Genomic DNA, 18843 nt, shown 5'->3' with positions numbered 1-18843 from the left:
GATCGCTCCCGCTTCGCTGGCGCGGACTGAGGTTTGCTCGCAGAGCTCGCTCACTCATTCCGGCTTGATCTCGTCCCAGACCTCGTCGGCCTCGGCGCGGGCGACGACCTTGGCGGCCTCGCGCTCCGCGTCCCGGTCGCGCTTCTTGGAGTCCTGCGCGTAGAGGTCGACGTACTCCTGGCCGGACAGCCGCATGATCTCGTACATGATCTCGTCGGTGATGGCGCGGAGGATGTAGCGATCGTCCTGCATGCCCTCGTAGCGGCTGAAGTCGAGCGGCTTGCCGAAGCGGACGCCGGGACGCGCGAACTTGCCGAAGATCTTGCCGGGAGGCGCGACGACGTCCGTGCCGATGACGGCCAGCGGGATGACCGGCACACCAGCCTCCAGCGCCAGACGGGCCACGCCCGTGCGGCCGCGGTAGAGCTTGCCGTCGTGGGAGCGGGTGCCTTCGGGATAGATGCCGCAGACCTCACCGTCCTTGAGGAGGCGCAGCTGGGTCTTGATCGCGCCGGCCGCCGCCGAACCGCTCGTACGATCGATGGGCACCTGGCCGGCACCGGAGAAGAACGTCTTCTGCAGCCAGCCCTTGATGCCCGAGCCCTCGAAGTACTCGGCCTTGGCGACGAACGTGACGCGGCGCGGGATGACGAGCGGCATGAACAGCCAGTCGGAGTAGGACAGGTGGTTGCTCGCGAGGATGACCGCGCCTTCCTTCGGCACGTTCTCCGTGCCCTCGGCCCAAGGCCTGAAGATCAGCTTGAGCAACGGGCCCAGTGCGAGGAACTTCAGGAACCAATAGAACACGGACAGGACACTACTCTGAACCGCGTGCCTTTCGCATGATGCGACCCGATCAGAACCGCGATGAGGGAAGATGGACGCATGACCTCGACGACGTCCCCCACCGTGGTGCCCGGAGCCGAACCCTTCTCCGCCGACGGCGGGCGCGTCGGCGTCCTCCTGAGTCACGGCTTCACCGGCTCCCCCGCGTCCATGACGCCGTGGGGACGGCAGCTCGCGGGCCTGGGCTATACCGTGCGCGTGCCGCGGCTCCCCGGGCACGGCACCACGTGGCAGGAGCTCAACTCCACCCGCTGGGACGAGTGGTACGCCGAGGTCGACGCCGCACTGACCGAGCTCCGGTCGCGGTGCGACCACGTCGTCGTCGCCGGCCTGTCGATGGGCGGCTGCCTCGCGCTGCGCCTCGCCGAGCAGCGCCCCGCCGAGGTCGACGCTGTCGTGCTCGTCAACCCGGCGATCAACCTCGCGCGCTTCGACCTCAAGCTCCTCCCGGTCCTCAAGTGGGTGGCCCGGTCGCTGCCCGGCATCGGCAACGACATCAAGAAGCCCGGTCAGGACGAGGTCGGCTACGTCCGTACGCCGCTCAAGGCGCTCGCGTCACAGCTCGTGATGTGGAAGGACGTCCGCAACCACCTCGACCAGGTCACGCAGCCGCTCCTGGTCTTCAAGTCCGACGAGGACCACGTCCTCGATGCCACGTCCGTCGAGCTCATCCGGGCGGGCGTGTCGTCCAAGGTTCTCGACGTCGTGGCGCTGCCGGAGAGCTATCACGTCGCGACGATCGACAACGACGACCAGCTGATCTTCGACCGCACCGCGACGTTCATCGCCGAGCACGTGGGTGCGTTCGATGACTGAGCGCGACGACTTCGACAAGATCGTCGAAGGGCTGGACCTCGATCTCTCGTTCGTCGACGAGCCGCTCGAACCCGTCGACGAGAAGCCCGTGGAGCCGGCATGGTCGCCGCGCACCGACGACGACCTGGACGCAGAGGACGCCGAGGAGCCGTTCTACCGCAAGGTCGAGCCGACTCCCCTGATCCCGCGGCGTCGCGGCGTGCTGCTGGCCTGGGTCGGCGTGCTCGGCGCGCCGTTGTCACTCGTGCTCGCGACGTTGAGCGGCGTCTACCTCGACCGACCGGTCGTGGCCGCCGCCTCACTCACTTTCGTCGCGTGCGCGATCTATTTGATCTTGCAGTTGCCCGAACACGGGCCCTCGCGGAGGGATTGGCCGGACGACGGCGCCGTGCTGTGAGCCTGGCCATGTCGGCAGCGCCGATGAGGCCGGCCTCGGGTCCGAGGTGCGCCCGTACGATCCGCGCCTCGGCGCGATAGCCGCGACCCGTCAACGTACGACTGAAGGCGGCCCGTGCCGGGTCGACCAGCAGCTCGCCGGCGTCGCTGACGCCGCCGCCGATGACGAACATGCCCGGATCGAGCGCTGCCGCGAGGTTGGCGATGCCGACGCCCAGCCAGTCGCCGACCTCGGCGATCCATTCGACGGCCTCGTCGTTGCCGGCCTGCGCGTGCTTGGTGACCAGGTGGCCCTCGATCGCCGTCACCTCGCCGCCGGCCTCGGCCAGCAGCGTCTTGCCGAAGTCGGTGCCCTCGGTCGCAGCGGCTCGGGCGCGGCGAGTCAGGACCCGGCCGCTGGCGTACTGCTCCCAGCACCCCTTGTTGCCGCACTCGCACTGGTTGCCGTTGGGGACGACCTGCATGTGGCCGAACTCGCCCGCGATGCCGAACTGGCCGCGGTAGGGCTGGCCGTCGATGACGATCGCGCCGCCGATGCCGGTGCCCAGGGTGATGAGGACGAGGTCGGCCTCGTTCTGCGCCGCGCCGTAGCGCCACTCGGCCCAGCCGGCGGCGTTGGCGTCGTTGTCGACCAGGACGGGCAGGCCTGTGCGTCGGGCGACCGCGTCGCGGAGCGGCTCGTGGCGCCAGGCGAGGTGCGGGGCGAACAGGACGGTCGACTGCGTCGCGTCGACGAACCCGGCGGCGCCGACCCCGATCGCGCGGATGTGGTGCTCGCGCCGGAACTCCTCGGTGATGTCGGCGATCGCGTCGATGACCTCGAGCGGCTCGGTCGTCGGGGTCTCCCGCTTGAGCCGGGCCAAGATGTGGCCGTCCTCGTCGACGACGCCGGCGGCGATCTTGGTGCCACCGATGTCGATGCCGACGGCGAGCTTGTCAGCCATGGTTGGGCTCGACTCGTGCGAGATCGGCGGCGCCGATGATGCCGGCCTCGTTGCCGAGGGCCGCGAGCCGCAGAGCCGCCTCGGGGCGGTGCGCCCGGGCCGGCAGGTGGGCCTCGAACGCCTCGAACACCGGCGTCATCAGGAGGTCGCCGGCAGCTCCGACGCCACCGCCGATGGCGATGACGCTCGGGTCGAGGATCGTCGTCAGCACCGCGATGCCCTCGCCCATCCAGCGGCCGAGCTCGGCGAGCAGCTCGATCGCCAGGGTGTCGCCCTGTTGCGCCAGCTTGGTGATGCCGGGTCCGGTGATCTTGCTGAGGTCACCGCCGCCGAGGGCGGCAATCGCCTCGGAGCCTTCGTCCTCGTTGGCGACGCGCTCACGGGCGTTGCGCACGAGGGCGCTGCCACTGGCGTACTGCTCCCAGCAGCCGTGCTGGCCGCAGCCGCACAGGATGCCGTCGGGCACCACGCGCATGTGACCGATCTCGGCTGCGACGCCGAACCCACCGCGGAACAGCTGGCCACGGTGCACGATGCCGCCACCGATGCCGGTGCCGATCGTGACGAGCAGCAGGTCGTCCGTGTCCTCGCCGGCGCCGAAGCGGAACTCGCCCCAGGCTGCGGCATTGGCGTCGTTCTCGACCACGACGGGCAGGTCGACGAGGGCACGTACGCGCTCACCGAGCGGCTCCTCACGCCAGTCGATGTTGGGGGCGAAGCGGACCGTCGAACGGTCCTCGCCGACGAAGCCCGCGGCGCCGATGCCGATGCCCGCAGCCTTCTCGTCACCGACGAGCCGCTCGACGAGATCGGCCACGACGGCCGGGATCTTGGTCGCGTCGTCGGGGGTGGGCTCGGAGACCGAGTCGAGGATCTTGCCGTCCTCGGAGACCAGTCCCGTCGCGATCTTGGTTCCGCCGATGTCGACGCCAACGGCCAGTGTCATGTCTCTTCCCGAGGTGTCAGAGCGGTGTCGATGAGCTCGCGGAGCGAGCGGGTGAGCTGGGCTGCGGATTCGGAGACCTTTGCGAGCGCTTCCGGGTTGTCGCGCACGAAGCCTGCGACCTGGCAGACGGGGCACCACGTGTTGGTGCACACGTGGGTCGCGCTGTCGTCACCCTGGGCGCCGGTCTGGGGCTGGGAGGCCATGGCGCGGAAGAGCTTGAACGCCTCCTCGGCGACCGAGCCGACCGGCTCAGAGGCGGCGTCAGCGCTGGAGCTGTGTCCGCTCACAGGGCTTCTACCTGTTTCTTCAACCCCTTGAGGGCGGTGTCGATGATGACCTTCTCGGCCTTGCGCTTGAGCATGCCGAGCAACGGGATCGAGACATCGACGGCGAGCTGATAGGTGACACGGGTCCGGGAGTCGTCGAGCGGCTCCAGGATGTAGGCGCCGTCCATCGACTTCAGCATCGAGCCCTTCTCGACCAGGCTCCACGACACGGACTTGTTGCCGTCCCAGGTGTAGCCCAGGTCGTACTCGTCACGGATCGGCGTGGCGTCGAGGATGAAGTGGACCTGCTTGGCGCGCGCGCCGTCGGCCGCGTCCACGACGTCGGCCGCCTTGACGCCCGTCGCCCAGCCCGGATAGGACCCGAAGTCGGCGATCACGTCCATGATTGTGTCGGCTGGAGCGTCGATGACGATGTCGCTCGTGGTTCGCGCCATCACCCCTCCTCGTCCGGCTCGAATGTGTGTCCCCATGCTAGTGGTGTTGCCGCTGGCTGGTCGCGCCGGGAGGTCGCCGCCGGGACGCCCACCGATTCCTGCAGCCGGAGCCCGTGAGAGTAGCCTGCCGTACGTGACACAGGCGCATGCACCCGAACTGGGCAACCTCTCCGACGACATCCTCGACCGTCTTCCGGGACACGCTGACGACATCGCACTGGCCCGGATGGTGGACGGCGAGTGGCACGACGTCACCCTCGGCGACTTCCATCGCACCGTCGTCGCGGTCGCCAAGGGCCTCGTCGCCGCCGGCGTCGCAGCCGGCGATCGCGTCGCCCTGCTCTCCAAGACCCGCTACGAGTGGACCGTCGCCGACTACGCCATCTGGTGGATCGGTGCGGCCACGGTCCCCATCTACGAGACCTCGTCCGCGGCGCAGATCGAGTGGATCCTGTCCGACTCCGGCGCCGTCGCCGCGATCGTCGAGTCCGAGGCCCACCTCGCCCGGGTCAAGGAGGCCGAAGCGCCCGACCTGCGAGACGTGTGGGTGCTCGACAGCGACGCGATCGAGCAGATCACGGCCCGTGGCGCCGACGTCAGCGATGCCGACGTCGAGGCCCGCCGGGCCGCGCTCACGAGCGACACCCTCGCGACGCTGATCTACACGTCCGGCACGACCGGCCGGCCCAAGGGCTGCAAGCTCACCCACGGCAGCTTCCGCTACGAGCTGGGTGCCGCACTCCCCGCCCTCCCGGAGCTGTTCGAGCGCGAGGGCGCCTCGACCCTGTTGTTCCTCCCCCTCGCCCACGTCTTCGCCCGCATCATCCAGGTCGGCGCGATCCGTTCAGGCGCCAAGCTGGGTCACACGGCCGACGTCAAGGACCTCGTGACGCACCTCGGGTCCTACCAGCCGACGTTCGTGCTCGCGGTGCCGCGCGTGTTCGAGAAGGTGTTCAACACCGCCAGCAGCAAGGCGTACGCCGACGGCAAGGGGAAGATCTTCGACCGGGCCGCGCAGACCGCGATCGCCTACAGCAAGGCCCTCGACAACGGGAAGCCCGGAATCGCGCTGCGGACCCGGCACGCACTGTTCGACCGCCTCGTCTACGGCCGTCTCCGCGACGCTCTCGGCGGCCGCGCCGAGTGGGCGATCTCCGGCGGTGCCCCGCTCGGCGACCGTCTCGCGCACTTCTACCGCGGCATCGGCGTGTCGGTCCTCGAGGGCTACGGCCTGACCGAGACGACCGCTGCCTTGTGCGTCAACACCCCCGACGACCAGCGGATCGGCACGGTCGGCCGCCCGCTGCCCGGCACCGAGGTGCGGGTGGGACCCGACGGCGAGCTGAGCTTCCGCGGCCCCCAGGTCTTCACCGGCTACTGGCACAACGACGAGGCGACGGCCGAGGCCCTCGACCCCGACGGCTGGTTCAGGACGGGCGACCTCGGCGAGGTCGACGCCGACGGCTACGTACGCATCACGGGGCGCAAGAAGGAGATCATCGTGACGGCGGGCGGCAAGAACGTCGCGCCGGCCGTGCTCGAGGACCGCGTGCGCGCCAACGCGTACGTCAGCCAGTGCCTCGTGGTCGGCGACGGCAAGCCGTTCGTCGCCGCGCTCGTGACGATCGACACCGAGGCATGGACCGGAGATCTCGACGACCCCGCACTGCGCGACGAGGTGCAGAAGGCGATCGATGACGCCAGCTCACAGGTCTCGCAGGCCGAGTCGATCCGCAAGTTCGTGATCCTGCCCGACGACTGGACCGAGGACAACGGCTATCTGACGCCGTCGTTCAAGGTCAAGCGCAACGCCGTGCTGCGGGACTTTCACGACACCGTCGAGGCGCTCTTCGCGAGGTAGTCCCGCCAGCTGGTCGTCAGCTCGTCGACCGTGAGACCGAACGACGCCACCAGCGCCTTGTCGAGCGCCGTGCCGGACATGACCGCGTTGTAGAACCTGACGACGCGGTCGTCGCCGTACGTCTGCCCGAGCATGCGGAAGATCATCCACGCCGACTCGTAGACGGCACCGAGCCCATGGCTCTCGGCGTTGAAGTCCGCCGATGTCGGCAGGTGCTTCGGACCGCGGCCGGCCTTGACGTCCGCAAGGATCTGGCCGGCGCTGACCGACAGCGGCGCGGTGTCGTCGTGCAGGGCGACGAAGTCAGCGAAGCCCTCGACGACCCAGCTCTCGGCGCGGGTGCCGACGGCGTGGGTGAGCAGGTGCGTCGCCTCGTGCGTGAGCACGACCTGCGCGGCGCGGCGGTCCATCGTCGAGAACACCGCGGGATTGAGCACGATGACGGTGTCGTCCGAGCTGCCACCCCGGCCGTCGAGCCGTGTGGTCACCGCGGCGATCTGCCGTACCTGGTCGATCGGTTGTCCGACGAGACGAGCCATCTGGGCCTCGGTGTGCGGCGAGACGACGGTGACGTCGCCCTTCGTGCCCGGGACGACCCGGCCGACGGCCGAGCGTGCGGCCGTCGCCATCGACTCGACCGGCAGGTCGGCGTCGCCGCCGTCGACGCGGATGACCACGGACCCGGAGACCCGTTCGACCGTGACGTCGCCGGCCAGCCAGATGGGCAGGGCTCCGTCTCGCGGAGCTGCGGAGACGACCGACAGCCGGCCGTCGGTCTGCGGCGCGACCCGGAACGCCACGGACGAGGTGTGGACCGTCTTGTCGCTCAGGCCGATCTCGTCGCCGGCGCGCCAGCTGACGTCCACCACGGCAGTCGCCGACCCGTCGGCGTGATCCGCGACGTCGCCGCCGCTGACGTACCTGAGCTCGACGGCGTCGGCGCCCAAGGCCGTACGGGCGCGCCATGCCTGGCGGGCGAACACCTTGGCGGTGCGCGACGTCCCGGCAGCGGCGACGAACGCCGACTCCGAGTCGGCATCGGTCAGCGCACGGAACTGTGCGGCGAGCCGGGCAGGAGCATCGTCGGGAATGCCGACGACGGCATCGTCAGAACTCTCCCAGGGCCGCTGCCAGAGCAGCAGCCCCGCGGCCAGGCAGATCAGGACGAGGATGGCGACCGCGTTGGGCCCCAGTCTTCGACCTGGGTCAGCCAACCCGCCCGCCGACGCTGAAGCCGCTCAGGCTCGTGATCTCGACGCTCTTGCCGGGTCGCGGTGCGTGCACGACCTTGCCACCGCCGAGGTACATGCCGATGTGCGACATGTCGCCGTACGCGACGAGGTCGCCGGGCTGCAGGGCGTTGAGCGGGACGCGCGTCGTGGCCGCCATCTGCGGACCGACCACACGAGGGAGCGAGACGCCGGCAGCGGCCCACGCCTTCATGATGAGGCCCGAGCAGTCCCACGAGTTGGGGCCGGTGCCGCCGTAGACGTACGGGTCGCCCAGCTGTGCGAGAGCGAAGTTGATCGCGGTCTTGGCCCGGCCGGAGGCGTCGACCTCGGGCATCGTGGTGTCGCTGGAGTTGAACTTCGCCTGCTGCGCGGCCGTCAGGCGAGCGAGCTCGGCCTTGGCGTCCGCGTACTGCTTGCGGATCTTGTCGCGCTTGGCATCGGCGTTCTTGCGAGCCTCGGCGAGCGCGTCCTTGCGGTCCTGGAGCTGGGCCCGACGGTTCTTGAGCTCCTTGCTCGTCTCGCCGAACTTCTCGAGCGCATCGGCGCGCGTGCTGTTGAGCGCCTGCACGGCACCGAGGCCGGCGAGGAACTCGTCGGGGTCGCCGCTGCTGAGCAGGTTGACGCTCGGCCCGAGGGGGGCGTCCATCTGCTGCTGGGCGATCGCGTCACCGAGCTCGGACTTCTGCCGGTTGTAGTCGACGAGGTCACGGTTGATGTCACTCGTGATGTCGTCGATCTCGGACTGCGTCTGCTTGGCCTGGACATCGAGCTGGTTGACCTGCTCGTTCATGGCCTCGGCCTTGTGGAAGGCAGCTTCGACGTCCTTGGGGGTGACGGCGGGATCGGCTCCGGCGGACGGGAGGACGAAGAGCCCTCCGATCACGGCGAGCGCCGCAGCTGCGGCAAATCCTTGACGACGGGTTGGGACAGCGGGCAAGCGCACGCAAAACTCCTATGTTGCCTCGACGCCTACCGGGTGAGCTGACGGGTTCGGGCCAAGGTCTGCCCTACGGTCCGCACCGATCCTGTGACAGATCAGTGCGCTCCGATTCACCCCACACACATGGGTCCCCGGTTCGCCTCAGACATCTTCCCCATGACTGTGGCAATTCGGCGGTGCGCCCGACGCCGCCCGGGGGGGACGGCGTTCACCGGTCACACAAGCCACCACTGTAGGGGGCGGATGGGGTCAGTTCAACTCTCAACCAGCTTGTGTCTCCGGACCCGTGACAGGGGTCACAAGGCGGAGGGGCGGCGTCAGCCCGGCATCGGCGAGCACGCCGAGGGCGGCCATCTCCTCGGGGTCGATCTCGATCCCGGCCGGCGGTTCGCCGAGCAGGACGGTCACGATGCAGTCGCCGCACGCACTGGGACCGCGTACGAGACACCGGTCGCAATCGACGACCACGGAGTCGGTGGGGGAATTCTCGGTCATGGCTGCACCTCCTGCTGTATCCAACGCCCCGCCGTTCGGGGACATCCATGACGCTAGGAGCCGGTCCGGACAAAAACGCCGCGCGTTGCAGGATCCACGAGTCTGTCGGCACCCCCACCTACGGTGAACCACATGGAGGTAGTTCAGGGTTCGTTCGACGAGCTCGGTCGTCCCCTGGCCGACACGACGTTCTGCGTGGTGGACCTCGAGACCACCGGCGGCTCGGCCGCCAAGGGCTCCAAGATCACCGAGTTCGGCGCGGTCAAGATCCGCGGCGGCGAGGTGGTCGGCGAGTTCCAGAGCCTGGTCAATCCCGACGAGCTGATCCCGGCCTACATCACGGTGCTGACCGGCATCACCAACCAGATGGTCATCGGTGCGCCGCGGATCGCCGAGGTGCTCCCGAGCTTCCTGGAATTCGCGCGCGGCAGCGTGCTGGTGGCGCACAACGCGCCGTTCGACGTCGGCTTCCTCAAGCACTTCAGCCGCGAGCTGGGCATCCCGTGGCCCGGCTTCGAGACGCTCGACACGGCGACCCTCGCCAGAAGGGTGCTGACGCGCGAGGAGGTGCCCAACTGCAAGCTCTCGACCTTGGCCGCCAAGTTCCGCGCCACCACGACGCCCAACCACCGGGCGTTGTCGGATGCCCGGGCGACGGTCGACGTCCTGCACGGCCTGTTCGAGCGCCTCGGGCCCTTGGGCGTCACGACGCTCGAGGAGGTGTCGACCTACACCGCCAAGGTCAAGCCCGAGCAACGGCGCAAGCGACACCTCGCCGAGCACCTGCCCGAGGCCCCCGGTGTCTACCTGTTCCGCGACGCCCGCGACGAGATCCTCTACGTCGGCACGTCTCGCAACCTGCGCGTCCGCACCCGGTCCTACTTCACCAAGGCCGAGACCCGCACCCGCATGGGCGAGATGGTCATGCTGGCCCAGCGCATCGAGGGCATCGTCTGTGCCACCGCCCTGGAGGCGCAGGTGCGCGAGCTGCGGCTCATCGGCAAGCACCGGCCGCCCTACAACCGCCGTTCCCGGTTCCCCGACCGGCTCAGCTGGCTCAAGCTGACGCGTGAGCCGTGGCCGAGGCTGTCGATCGTCCGCAAGATCCTCGACGACGACGCCGACTACATCGGGCCGTTCCGGGGCCGAGCGGCCGCCGAAGGAGCCCTGACGGCGCTGCACGACTCGTTCCGCATCCGGCAGTGCACGACCAAGCTCGCCAAGAAGTCGCTCATCTCGCCGTGCGCGCTCGCCGAGATGGGCCACTGCCTGTCGCCGTGCGACGGCTCGGTCGACCTCGAGACCTACGCCGCTGAGGTCTCCCACGTACGCAAGGCCATGACCGGCGATCCCGAGGAGCTCGTCACCGCGATCCGCACCCGCATGCTCGACCTGGCGCGCACCGAACGCTTCGAGGACGCGGCGGTCTGGCGGGACCGGCTCACCGGCTTCCTGCGCGCCGTCGCTCGCACGCAGCGGCTCCGCGAGCTGACCGGCACCGAGGAGCTCGTCGCAGCGGCCCCGCATCCCGAGGGCTGGGAGATCCACGTCATCAGGTTCGGCCGGCTCGCGGCTGCCGGCGTCATGCCGCGAGGCACCCATCCGATCGGCTGGGTCGACGCGCTCCTGGCGACGGCCGAGACGGTCGAGCCGGGTTTCGGCCCGATCCCGGCGGCCACCGCCGAGGAGACCGAGACCCTGCTGCGCTGGCTGGCCTCCCCCGGCCTGCGCATGGTGCGCGGCTCGTGGCACACCCCGCTGGGTGGCGCGGCCCGGCACCTGTCGCCGTTCGAGGACGCCAGCGCGTCATGGCAAGGACTCCAGCGGCCGGGATAGTCTGCAGAGCGTGATCACCGCCATCGTCTTCATCCAGGCCGAAGTCTCACGACTGTCCGAGATCGCCGAGCAGATCGCCGACATCGACGGTGTCAGCGAGGTCTACTCCGTCACCGGTGACCTCGACCTGCTGGCGATGGTCCGCGTGCGCCAGGTCGACGACGTGTCGTCCGTCGTGGCCGATCAGCTCAACAAGGTCGACGGCGTGCTGTCGACGCAGACCCAGATCGCGTTCCAGACGTTCAGCCAGCACGACCTCGAAGAAGCCTTCTCGATCGGCCTCTAGACCAACGTCTGCGTGGTCCTCGCCCAGTTCTCCAGGACCCTCGTGGCCGCGCCGGAGTCGATCGACTCCCTGGCCCGCTCGATGCCGGCCCGCAGCCTCGTCTCCAGGTCGCCCGCTGCCGCCTCGTGCGCAGCGATGGCAGCGCCGGCGTTGAGCAGCACCGCCGTGCGTACGGCCGACTGCTCGCCGGCCAGCACGCGTTCGAACACCTTGGCGTTGAACGCCGGGTCGCCGCCGGTCAGCTCGGACACCGGCGCGTAGTCGAAACCGAGCGCCCGGGGATCGATCGTGTCCTCCGCGACCTCGCCGGTGGCGCCGCGGGCGATCCAGACCCGGGAGGTCGTGCTCGTCGTGATCTCGTCGAGTCCGTCGTCACCGCGGAACACGAACGCATCGGCGCCGCGCGCGCCCAGGACACCGGCCATGATCGGCCCCATCCGGGCGTCGGCCACGCCAACCGCCGAGGCAGCGGGTTTGGCTGGGTTGACCAAGGGCCCGAGGAAGTTGAACGTCGTGGGGATGCCGAGCTCGCGTCGCGGCACCGCCGTGAAGCGGTAGGACGCGTGGAACACCGGTGCGAAGCAGAACGTGATCCCGACGGAGTCGAGGACCTCGCCGAGCCGCGTGGGTGGCACGTCGAGGCGAACGCCGAGCTCCTCGAGCACGTCGGCAGCGCCACTGGCGCTGGACGCCGCGCGGTTGCCGTGCTTGACCACCGGGACCCCCGCGCCGGCGATGACGACAGCCGACATCGTCGAGATGTTGACGGTCTTGGCGAGGTCGCCACCGGTGCCGACGATGTCGACGACCCGTCCCTCGACCGTGAACGGGACGGCGTGGCGGTACATCGCGTCGACCAGGCCCTGCACCTCCGCGAGCGTCTCGCCCTTGGCACGCAGAGCCACCGCGAAGCCGGCGATCTGTGCCGGCGTCGCGTTGCCGGAGAGGATCTCCTCCATCGCCCAGGTCGCCGAGCCGGCGTCCAGATCCTGCCTGGCCACGAGTGCGGAGAGAACCTCAGGCCATGTTGTCGACATGACGTCAGCCGGGTTGCAGCACACCGCGGGCGAGGTCGATGACGACTTCAGCCAGGCGGATCGGCTCGATGGGATGGGGAACGGCCGCCTCGGCACGCGACCACGTCGCGAGCCACGCGTCCTGGGGCCGTCCGGTCAGGACCAGCACGGGCGGCGCCTGGTAGATCTCGTCCTTCATCTGGCGAGCGATGCCCAGGCCACCGGCCGGCACGGCCTCGCCGTCGAGGATCACCAGGTCGATCTTGCCCTCGTCGAGGTGCTGGAAGACGACCGGCTCGGTCGCGCACTCCACGTACTCGAAGGGCGGGAGGTCGGGATGCGGGCGAGTTCCGAGGGCCGCCAGCACGGCGGCGCGGACGTCACGATCGTCGCTGTAGACCAGGACACGTAGGGGCTTGTGCTCGCTCACGGGTCGATCGTACATAATGATCGCGTGGCGACTACATCCGTGATTCCTGCTTCCCGACTCCATGGCCAGGAAGGCCGTCCGTCGATGGTGACGGTGGGGACCATCGTGTGGCTCTCCAGCGAGCTGATGTTCTTCGCCGGGCTGTTCGCGGCCTACTTCACGATCCGCAACATCTCCCCCAATCTCTGGAGCCAGGAGACGGCGAAGCTCGACGTCCCGTTCGCCGCCGTCAACACCACGATCCTCGTGCTGTCATCGGTCGCGTGCCAGTTCGGTGTGTTCGCCGCCGAGCGCGGCAAGCCCGGGCGCAGCGGCAAGCTCTCCCAGGTCAAGCTGTGGGGCATGCGTGAGTGGTTCGTCCTCACCTACCTCATGGGCGCGATCTTCATCGCCGGCCAGGCCACCGAGTACGCCAACCTCGTCACCGAGCACGTGACGATCTCCAGCTCGCCCTACGGCAGCCTGTTCTACCTGGCGACCGGATTCCACGGCCTCCACGTCGTCGGCGGCCTCATCGCCTTCCTGCTCGTGATCGGCCGTACGTTCGCGGCGCGCAAGTTCACGCACGAGCAGGCGATCTCGGCGATCGTCGTGTCCTACTACTGGCACTTCGTCGACGTCGTGTGGGTCGGGCTGTTCGCCACGATCTACCTCATCAAATAAGGCTCCCCTCACTGCATCTCGGGTCACCGCCCGAAGGTATTCTCAGCAGCACTTCAAGGAATGAGGTTCTCGGTGCGGAAACTGTCCACCAGACGCCGGCACCCGCTTGCCGGCATCGTCGTTCTGCTCCTGGCGCTCGGCGTTGTCGGAGGGGTCTACGTAGCCGTCAGGCCTCAGCCTGCGAGCGCTGCCGATACCGCATCGAAGAATGACGCCGAGGCCGGTCGCAAGCTGTTCCTGGTCGGCTGCGCCAGCTGCCACGGCAAGAACGCCAGCGGCATCGAGACCAAGCGCGGCGGCAACTACGGGCCCTCCCTGATCGGCGTCGGCGCTGCCGCGGTCGACTTCCAGGTCGGCACGGGCCGCATGCCGATGGCGCAGTCGGCGCCCCAGGCTCCGGCCAAGGATCCCGAATACACGGCCGAGGAGACCCGGCAGCTCGCCGCCTACGTCGCGTCGCTGGGTGCCGGACCGGCCATCCCCGACGACGAGTACACCGACATCTCCGGCAAGACCGTCGAGCAGATCCGTGAGGGCGGCGAGTTCTTCCGCACCAACTGCACGGCCTGCCACAACTCGGTCGGCGCCGGCGGAGCCCTGCCCGGCGGCAAGTACGCCCCCAGGCTCGACGGCGTCAGCGCCAAGCACATCGCCGAGGCCATGATGACCGGCCCGCAGCAGATGCCGGTGTTCTCCGACGACGTCATCACGCCGGAGGACAAGAGCAACATCATCGCCTACATCAAGCAGGTGCAGAACCAGCCCAACTACGGCGGCGTCGCCGGTGGCGGCCTCGGACCGGTGTCCGAGGGCCTGATCACCTGGCTCGTCGGCATCGGCGGACTGCTGATCCCGGCGGTCTGGATCGGTGCGCACGGAGCGAGAGTGAAGAAGAAATGAGCGACGAGCTGGATCAGGTGACCCACACCGAGCCGGTCAGGGACCCGGGGCTGCCGGCACACCAGTACCGCCCGACCGACGTCGACCCGGTGCAGGAGCTGCGTGCCGAGCGCCAGATCACCGCGATGTTCACCGTGGCGTCGCTGCTGCTCATCGGCTTCTGCGTCGGCTACATCGTGATCGACAAGGACGAGACGTTCCTCGGCTGGTCCGCCATGAACTTCACGCTCGGCGCGACCCTCGGCGGCGCGCTGCTGCTGATGGGCGTCGGGATCATCCAGTGGGCCAAGAAGCTCATGGGCGACCACGAGATGGTCGAGATGCGCCACCCCGCCGCCTCGACCGACGAGGAGCGCGCCGCGACGCTCAAGGAGCTCAACGACGGCATCAACGAGTCCGGATTCGGCCGTCGACCGCTGATCCGCCGCTCGCTGTTCCTGTCGATCAGCTTCCTGGCGCTGCCCACGGTCATCATGCTGCGCGACATGGGCCCCCTCCCCTACGGCCACAAGAACACCGTGTGGAAGAAGGGCATGCGCGTCGTCAACGACGTCGCCGGCACCCCGATCAAGCCGTCCGACCTCCAGGTCGGCCAGCTCGTCAACGCCGAGCCCGCGATCATGTACGAGAAGGACAAGGACGGCGAGCCCGTCCTCCACGGCACCGAGCTGCTGCAGGAGAAGTCCAAGGCCGCCGTGATCGTCGTACGGATGAAGCCCGAGGACATCACCCCGTCCAAGGGCCGCGAGAACTGGGGCATCGATGGGATCCTCTGCTACTCCAAGATCTGCACCCACGTCGGTTGCCCGATCAGCCTGTGGGAGCAGCAGACGCACCACCTGCTCTGCCCGTGCCACCAGTCGACGTTCGACCTGGCCGACAACGGCAAGGTCGTGTTCGGGCCGGCTCACCGCCCGCTCCCCCAGCTGCCGCTCGCGCTCGACTCCGAGGGCTACCTGATCGCCGTGAGCGACTTCCCCGAGGTCGTGGGCCCCAGCTACCCAGAACTGGCCCGCGACCAGAAGAGGTTGGATGATAAGTCATGAGCACCACTGACGAGTACACCAACATCGAGGAAACCGGGTTCGGCAAGAAGTCCGCCGGCCCGGTCGGTTGGCTCGACGACCGTCTCGGTCTGGCCGGCGCCAGCAAGCGGTCGCACCTCCTCCGCAAGGTCTTCCCCGAGCACTGGTCGTTCATGCTCGGCGAGATCGCGCTGTGGAGCTTCATCGTCCTGCTCCTGACCGGTACGTTCCTGACGTTCTGGTTCCAGCCGAGCATGGCCGAGACGACCTACAACGGCTCCTACACGCCGCTCAACGGCCTCGAGATGTCCCACGCGTACGCCTCGACGCTCGACATCTCCTTCGACGTCCGTGGCGGCCTGCTGATCCGGCAGATCCACCACTGGGCCGCCGCGCTGTTCGTCGCCGCCATGATCGTGCACATGCTGCGCGTCATGTTCACGGGCGCCTACCGCAAGCCGCGCGAGATCAACTGGCTGATCGGCATCAGCCTCATGGTGCTGGGACTCGTCGAGGGCTTCGCGGGCTACTCGCTCCCCGACGACCTGCTGTCCGGCACCGGCCTCCGCTTCGTCGACGGCCTGCTGCGATCGATCCCGATCGTCGGGTCCTACCTCGAGTACTTCATCTTCGGTGGTGAGTTCCCGGGCGACGTGATCATCCCGCGCCTCTACATGGTGCACATCCTGCTGATCCCGGCGCTTCTGCTCGCGCTGATCGGCGCTCACATGATCCTGCTCGTCTACCACAAGCACACGCAGTGGGGCGGTCCCGGACGCACCGAGAAGAACGTCGTCGGCTACCCCATGCTCCCGGTCTACGCGGCCAAGGCAGGCGGATTCTTCTTCGTCGTGTTCGGCTTCACCGCGCTCATGGGCGCCATGCTGCAGATCAACCCGATCTGGGCCTACGGTCCCTACAACCCCTCAGAGGTCACCGCCGGGTCCCAGCCCGACTGGTACATGGGCTTCGTCGAGGGCGCGGTCCGCATCATGCCCAACTGGGAGAGCACGTTCTTCAACTACACGTGGAGCTGGAACGTCTTCTTCCCGGCCGCGATCCTGCCAGGTCTCTTCCTCGGTGTCGGCGCTGCCTGGCCGTTCATCGAGCAATGGATCACGGGTGACAAGCGCGAGCACCACCTGCTCGAGCGTCCGCGCAACGCACCGTTCCGCACGGCGTTCATCGTCGCCGCGATGACGGCCTACGGCGTGCTGTGGATCGGTGGCGGCAACGACATCATCGCGACCAAGTTCCACCTGAGCCTCAACGCGATCACGTGGTTCTGCCGGATCGGGCTGTTCGTCCTGCCGTACGTCGCCTTCAAGGTCACGCAGCGGATCTGCATCGGCCTCCAGCGGGCCGACGCCAACCGCATCCTGCACGGCTACGAGACCGGCGTCATCGAGCGGTCGCCCGACGGCGGCTTCACCGAGCGCCACGCTCCCCTGCCGGTCGGCTCGCAGTACTCGCTGACCAACCACGACCGGCTGCCCGTGCTCGAGGCTCCTCCGGAGACCGACGACAACGGTGTCGCGGCACCCCACGGCCGCATGGCCAAGGTGCGCGCCAAGGCGCGGGAGATCTACTACCGCGGCGCCGTCGACAAGCCGACCGTCGAGGACGTCCACCACGCCGAGGAGCACCTGCGCGACCACGACGGTCACCCCGTCGAGCTCGGCGACGAGTTCCAGGGCGTGTCCGAGACCGGTGTCCCCCGGGTCCACTGACCTCGCGCACGACCGACAGGGCCCCCGTCAGCGATGCTGACGGGGGCTTCGTCTGTGCAGGACGTCCCCGCTGGGCGGGGTCCCCCGCAAGCCGGCGGCCGCCGGAGAGGTCAGGCCTGGTGGAGTGCTGAGCCCTTGAGCCAGGTCGCCCAGGACACGTTCCAGTCGGTCCACCCGTTGCGGTCCTCGAGCGAGCGAGGACTGTGGATGTAGCGGACGACGTCGCCGCGGCGCGAGTGGTGATAGAGCCAGCTCGCGTTGGCGGTGCTCATGCCGGTGCAGCCGTGGCTGACGTTGGCGCGGCCCTGCGACGCGACCGACCAGGGCGCGGCGTGCAGGAACTCGCCGGAGTTCGTGAGGCGCATCGCCCAACGTACGTCGGAGATGTTGTAGTAGCCCGGGTCCTCGGAGTCGACACCCGTCGTGGCCGCGTCCATGTCGATCGAGGAGAACTTCTCCATGATGATCTTGGTGCCCTCGCGGGTACGGTGTCCGTTGTCACCCGTCGTCACCGGGATGGTGTTCTCGGTCTTGCCGTCGACGGTGTACTTGAGCCGGTGCTTCGCCACGTCGACGATGCTGATGCGCTGGCTGCCGACCTTGAAGTCGATCAGCTGGTCCTGCTGGCCGTAGATGCCGCCACCGGCCGGCAGCCCGTTGAGCCGCAGGTTGACCTTGACCCTCGCGTGCGCGGGCCAGTAGGTCCGTGGTCGGAAGTGCGCCTCACGGTCGGAGAACCACGTCCAGGACCCGTTGACGGCGGGAGTCGACTGCACGCTCATGTTGCGCTCGAACAGCGCGCGATTCTTGACGGGTACGTCGAACGTCACGATGACCGGCATGCCGACCCCGACGGTCTCGCCCTGCAGCGGTGCGACGGACGGATAGGTCTGTTGCTGGAGGGTGAGCGCCTGGGTCGTGAAGTGGCGGACGATGCCCTTGGGCTTGCCGTCCTCGCCCTTGCCCCGGACGCGCAGGGTGTAGGCGGTGCCCGGCTCGAGACGCTGGCTCGCCAGCCACGAGTCGCCGGCGACGCGGCCCGAGACCTTGGACTTGCCGTCGTCGCTGGCCAGCACCGCGCTCGTGATCGCCCCGTGCGCCGCCTTGACCGCGACGACCGTGTCGACGTGCACGTCCGCCGCCTTCTGCGGCACGTTGGCCGTCAGGGTGACCGGATCCTTGGGCTTGTCAGGCGTGATGGCGTCCTTGACCCCGTCAGCGGTGCAGGCGGACAGGCTCACAAGAGCCGCGCACACGAGCGCGGCCGGCAGACGAAGATCCTTCACCAGAACATTCTAGATGGTGCTCGGTCACCATCTCGGACGCCAAGCGCTTGCGCCGGGCGTACGAGCGAGATCTCGGGTCAGTGCGCGTGGATGCCGCGGTAGTACTCGAAGATCCAGCCGATCGCGGCCACCGAGAGGAGGCCTGCGCCGATGATGAACAGCCACCAGCCGATCACGACGCCCAGGACGACGATCGCGAGCGCCGAGGCGCAGAACAGCGGCCACCAGCTGTAGGGCGGGAAGAAGCCCTGCTCGCCGGCGCCGTCGGCGATCTCACCGTCGCTGCGGTCCTCAGGACGGTCCGGGATCTGCCTCGCGACGACACCGAGGTAGAAGCCCAGCAGCGCTGTCAACAGGAACGTCATGGTCAACGCTGACGTGCCGGTGTAGTCGTGCGTGAGAACCCAGTAGACGGGCGCGACGATCGCGAAGAAGATCCCGCACGCGATGATGGTCCAGTACTCGGCCTTCATG

Annotated in this window: 21 protein-coding genes and 1 riboswitch; of the genes, 9 read left to right on the top strand and 12 right to left on the bottom strand. The window is 68.7% G+C overall.

Annotated features, from left to right (window positions below):
* Positions 1-54 precede the first annotated feature (54 nt).
* The gene (locus ASE12_RS00825) at positions 55-807 is read right to left on the bottom strand and encodes a 1-acyl-sn-glycerol-3-phosphate acyltransferase (protein WP_056213288.1); all 753 of its coding nucleotides are present in this window, start codon (positions 805-807) and stop codon (positions 55-57) included.
* Between the two features lie 78 nt (positions 808-885).
* Between ASE12_RS00825 and ASE12_RS00820 the strand changes: the two genes are divergently transcribed.
* Both ASE12_RS00820 and ASE12_RS00815 read left to right on the top strand, forming a co-directional pair.
* Positions 886-1662: a carboxylesterase gene (locus ASE12_RS00820; RefSeq protein ID WP_056395653.1), complete on the top strand. Its 777-nt coding sequence runs from the start codon at positions 886-888 to the stop codon at positions 1660-1662.
* Positions 1655-2059 (top strand): hypothetical protein, encoded by a 405-nt coding sequence (locus ASE12_RS00815; RefSeq protein ID WP_056395650.1) that lies wholly within the window; start codon positions 1655-1657, stop codon positions 2057-2059. Before ASE12_RS00820 ends, ASE12_RS00815 begins: the two co-directional genes overlap by 8 nt.
* Here ASE12_RS00815 and ASE12_RS00810 read toward each other — a convergent pair.
* The 4 genes from ASE12_RS00810 to ASE12_RS00795 are packed head-to-tail and all read right to left on the bottom strand — an operon-like array spanning position 1965 to position 4669.
* Positions 1965-3002: an ROK family glucokinase gene (locus tag ASE12_RS00810; RefSeq protein ID WP_056395649.1), complete on the bottom strand. Its 1038-nt coding sequence runs from the start codon at positions 3000-3002 to the stop codon at positions 1965-1967. The two genes, ASE12_RS00815 and ASE12_RS00810, sit on opposite strands and share 95 nt — an antisense overlap.
* Positions 2995-3948 carry an ROK family glucokinase gene (locus ASE12_RS00805; protein WP_056395645.1) on the bottom strand — a complete coding sequence of 318 codons (954 nt, stop codon included), beginning with the start codon at positions 3946-3948 and terminating at the stop codon, positions 2995-2997. The genes ASE12_RS00810 and ASE12_RS00805 overlap by 8 nt, the downstream gene beginning before the upstream one ends.
* Positions 3945-4235 (bottom strand): hypothetical protein, encoded by a 291-nt coding sequence (locus ASE12_RS00800; protein WP_056395642.1) that lies wholly within the window; start codon positions 4233-4235, stop codon positions 3945-3947. The genes ASE12_RS00805 and ASE12_RS00800 overlap by 4 nt, the downstream gene beginning before the upstream one ends.
* Positions 4232-4669 (bottom strand): SRPBCC family protein, encoded by a 438-nt coding sequence (locus tag ASE12_RS00795; RefSeq protein ID WP_056395639.1) that lies wholly within the window; start codon positions 4667-4669, stop codon positions 4232-4234. The genes ASE12_RS00800 and ASE12_RS00795 overlap by 4 nt, the downstream gene beginning before the upstream one ends.
* A gap of 133 nt (positions 4670-4802) precedes the next feature.
* Here ASE12_RS00795 and ASE12_RS00790 point away from each other — a divergent pair, with 133 nt between their 5' ends.
* A complete protein-coding gene (locus ASE12_RS00790; RefSeq protein ID WP_235508811.1) occupies positions 4803-6530 on the top strand; it encodes a long-chain fatty acid--CoA ligase in 1728 nt (575 codons plus the stop codon).
* Here the strand turns inward: ASE12_RS00790 and ASE12_RS00785 are convergent.
* The 3 genes from ASE12_RS00785 to ASE12_RS00775 form a co-directional block, all read right to left on the bottom strand.
* On the bottom strand, positions 6497-7744 hold the full coding sequence (locus ASE12_RS00785) for a basic secretory protein-like protein (protein ID WP_056395637.1): 1248 nt from the start codon (positions 7742-7744) through the stop codon (positions 6497-6499). The two genes, ASE12_RS00790 and ASE12_RS00785, sit on opposite strands and share 34 nt — an antisense overlap.
* Positions 7737-8705, bottom strand: a complete 969-nt coding sequence (locus tag ASE12_RS00780) for a C40 family peptidase (protein ID WP_157412763.1) — start codon at positions 8703-8705, stop codon at positions 7737-7739. Before ASE12_RS00780 ends, ASE12_RS00785 begins: the two co-directional genes overlap by 8 nt.
* An 8-nt stretch (positions 8706-8713) precedes the next feature.
* A riboswitch (cyclic di-AMP (ydaO/yuaA leader) is annotated at positions 8714-8888 on the bottom strand.
* Positions 8889-8963: 75 nt separating this feature from the next.
* The gene (locus ASE12_RS00775; protein WP_056395631.1) at positions 8964-9197 is read right to left on the bottom strand and encodes a hypothetical protein; all 234 of its coding nucleotides are present in this window, start codon (positions 9195-9197) and stop codon (positions 8964-8966) included.
* Positions 9198-9329: 132 nt separating this feature from the next.
* On the opposite strand from ASE12_RS00775, the gene ASE12_RS00770 reads away from it, so the two are divergent.
* Positions 9330-11033, top strand: coding sequence for a DEDD exonuclease domain-containing protein (locus tag ASE12_RS00770; protein ID WP_056395629.1), 1704 nt, complete (start codon positions 9330-9332; stop codon positions 11031-11033).
* Between the two features lie 10 nt (positions 11034-11043).
* Complete coding sequence (locus ASE12_RS00765; protein WP_056215766.1) at positions 11044-11319, top strand: Lrp/AsnC family transcriptional regulator; 276 nt, start codon at positions 11044-11046, stop codon at positions 11317-11319.
* Here ASE12_RS00765 and trpD read toward each other — a convergent pair.
* Positions 11316-12356: an anthranilate phosphoribosyltransferase gene (trpD, locus tag ASE12_RS00760; RefSeq protein WP_056395626.1), complete on the bottom strand. Its 1041-nt coding sequence runs from the start codon at positions 12354-12356 to the stop codon at positions 11316-11318. The genes ASE12_RS00765 and trpD overlap by 4 nt on opposite strands.
* A 4-nt stretch (positions 12357-12360) precedes the next feature.
* Complete coding sequence (locus tag ASE12_RS00755) at positions 12361-12765, bottom strand: response regulator transcription factor (RefSeq protein ID WP_056404428.1); 405 nt, start codon at positions 12763-12765, stop codon at positions 12361-12363.
* Positions 12766-12858: 93 nt separating this feature from the next.
* Between ASE12_RS00755 and ASE12_RS00750 the strand changes: the two genes are divergently transcribed.
* The 4 genes from ASE12_RS00750 to ASE12_RS00735 all read left to right on the top strand — a co-directional run bounded on the left by ASE12_RS00750 (position 12859) and on the right by ASE12_RS00735 (position 17083).
* Positions 12859-13428: a heme-copper oxidase subunit III gene (locus ASE12_RS00750; RefSeq protein ID WP_235508810.1), complete on the top strand. Its 570-nt coding sequence runs from the start codon at positions 12859-12861 to the stop codon at positions 13426-13428.
* 72 nt (positions 13429-13500) lie between these two features.
* Positions 13501-14328, top strand: a complete 828-nt coding sequence (locus ASE12_RS00745) for a c-type cytochrome (RefSeq protein ID WP_056395621.1) — start codon at positions 13501-13503, stop codon at positions 14326-14328.
* Positions 14325-15374 carry a ubiquinol-cytochrome c reductase iron-sulfur subunit gene (locus ASE12_RS00740; RefSeq protein ID WP_056395618.1) on the top strand — a complete coding sequence of 350 codons (1050 nt, stop codon included), beginning with the start codon at positions 14325-14327 and terminating at the stop codon, positions 15372-15374. Before ASE12_RS00745 ends, ASE12_RS00740 begins: the two co-directional genes overlap by 4 nt.
* Positions 15371-17083, top strand: coding sequence for a cytochrome bc complex cytochrome b subunit (locus tag ASE12_RS00735; RefSeq protein WP_056395615.1), 1713 nt, complete (start codon positions 15371-15373; stop codon positions 17081-17083). Before ASE12_RS00740 ends, ASE12_RS00735 begins: the two co-directional genes overlap by 4 nt.
* Positions 17084-17193: 110 nt before the next feature.
* Here the strand turns inward: ASE12_RS00735 and ASE12_RS00730 are convergent, their stop codons facing one another.
* A complete protein-coding gene (locus ASE12_RS00730; protein WP_235508808.1) occupies positions 17194-18369 on the bottom strand; it encodes an Ig-like domain-containing protein in 1176 nt (391 codons plus the stop codon).
* Positions 18370-18446: 77 nt separating this feature from the next.
* Entirely contained in the window at positions 18447-18842 is a 396-nt protein-coding gene (locus ASE12_RS00725) for a cytochrome c oxidase subunit 4 (RefSeq protein ID WP_056395611.1), read from the bottom strand.
* Position 18843 lies beyond the last annotated feature (1 nt).

Origin of the sequence: Aeromicrobium sp. Root236 (genome assembly GCF_001428805.1) — a bacterium.
Classification (GTDB): Bacteria; Actinomycetota; Actinomycetes; order Propionibacteriales; family Nocardioidaceae; genus Aeromicrobium.
Note: the sequence above shows the minus strand (reverse complement) of the source record. Positions and strands in the feature narration are given on the sequence as shown.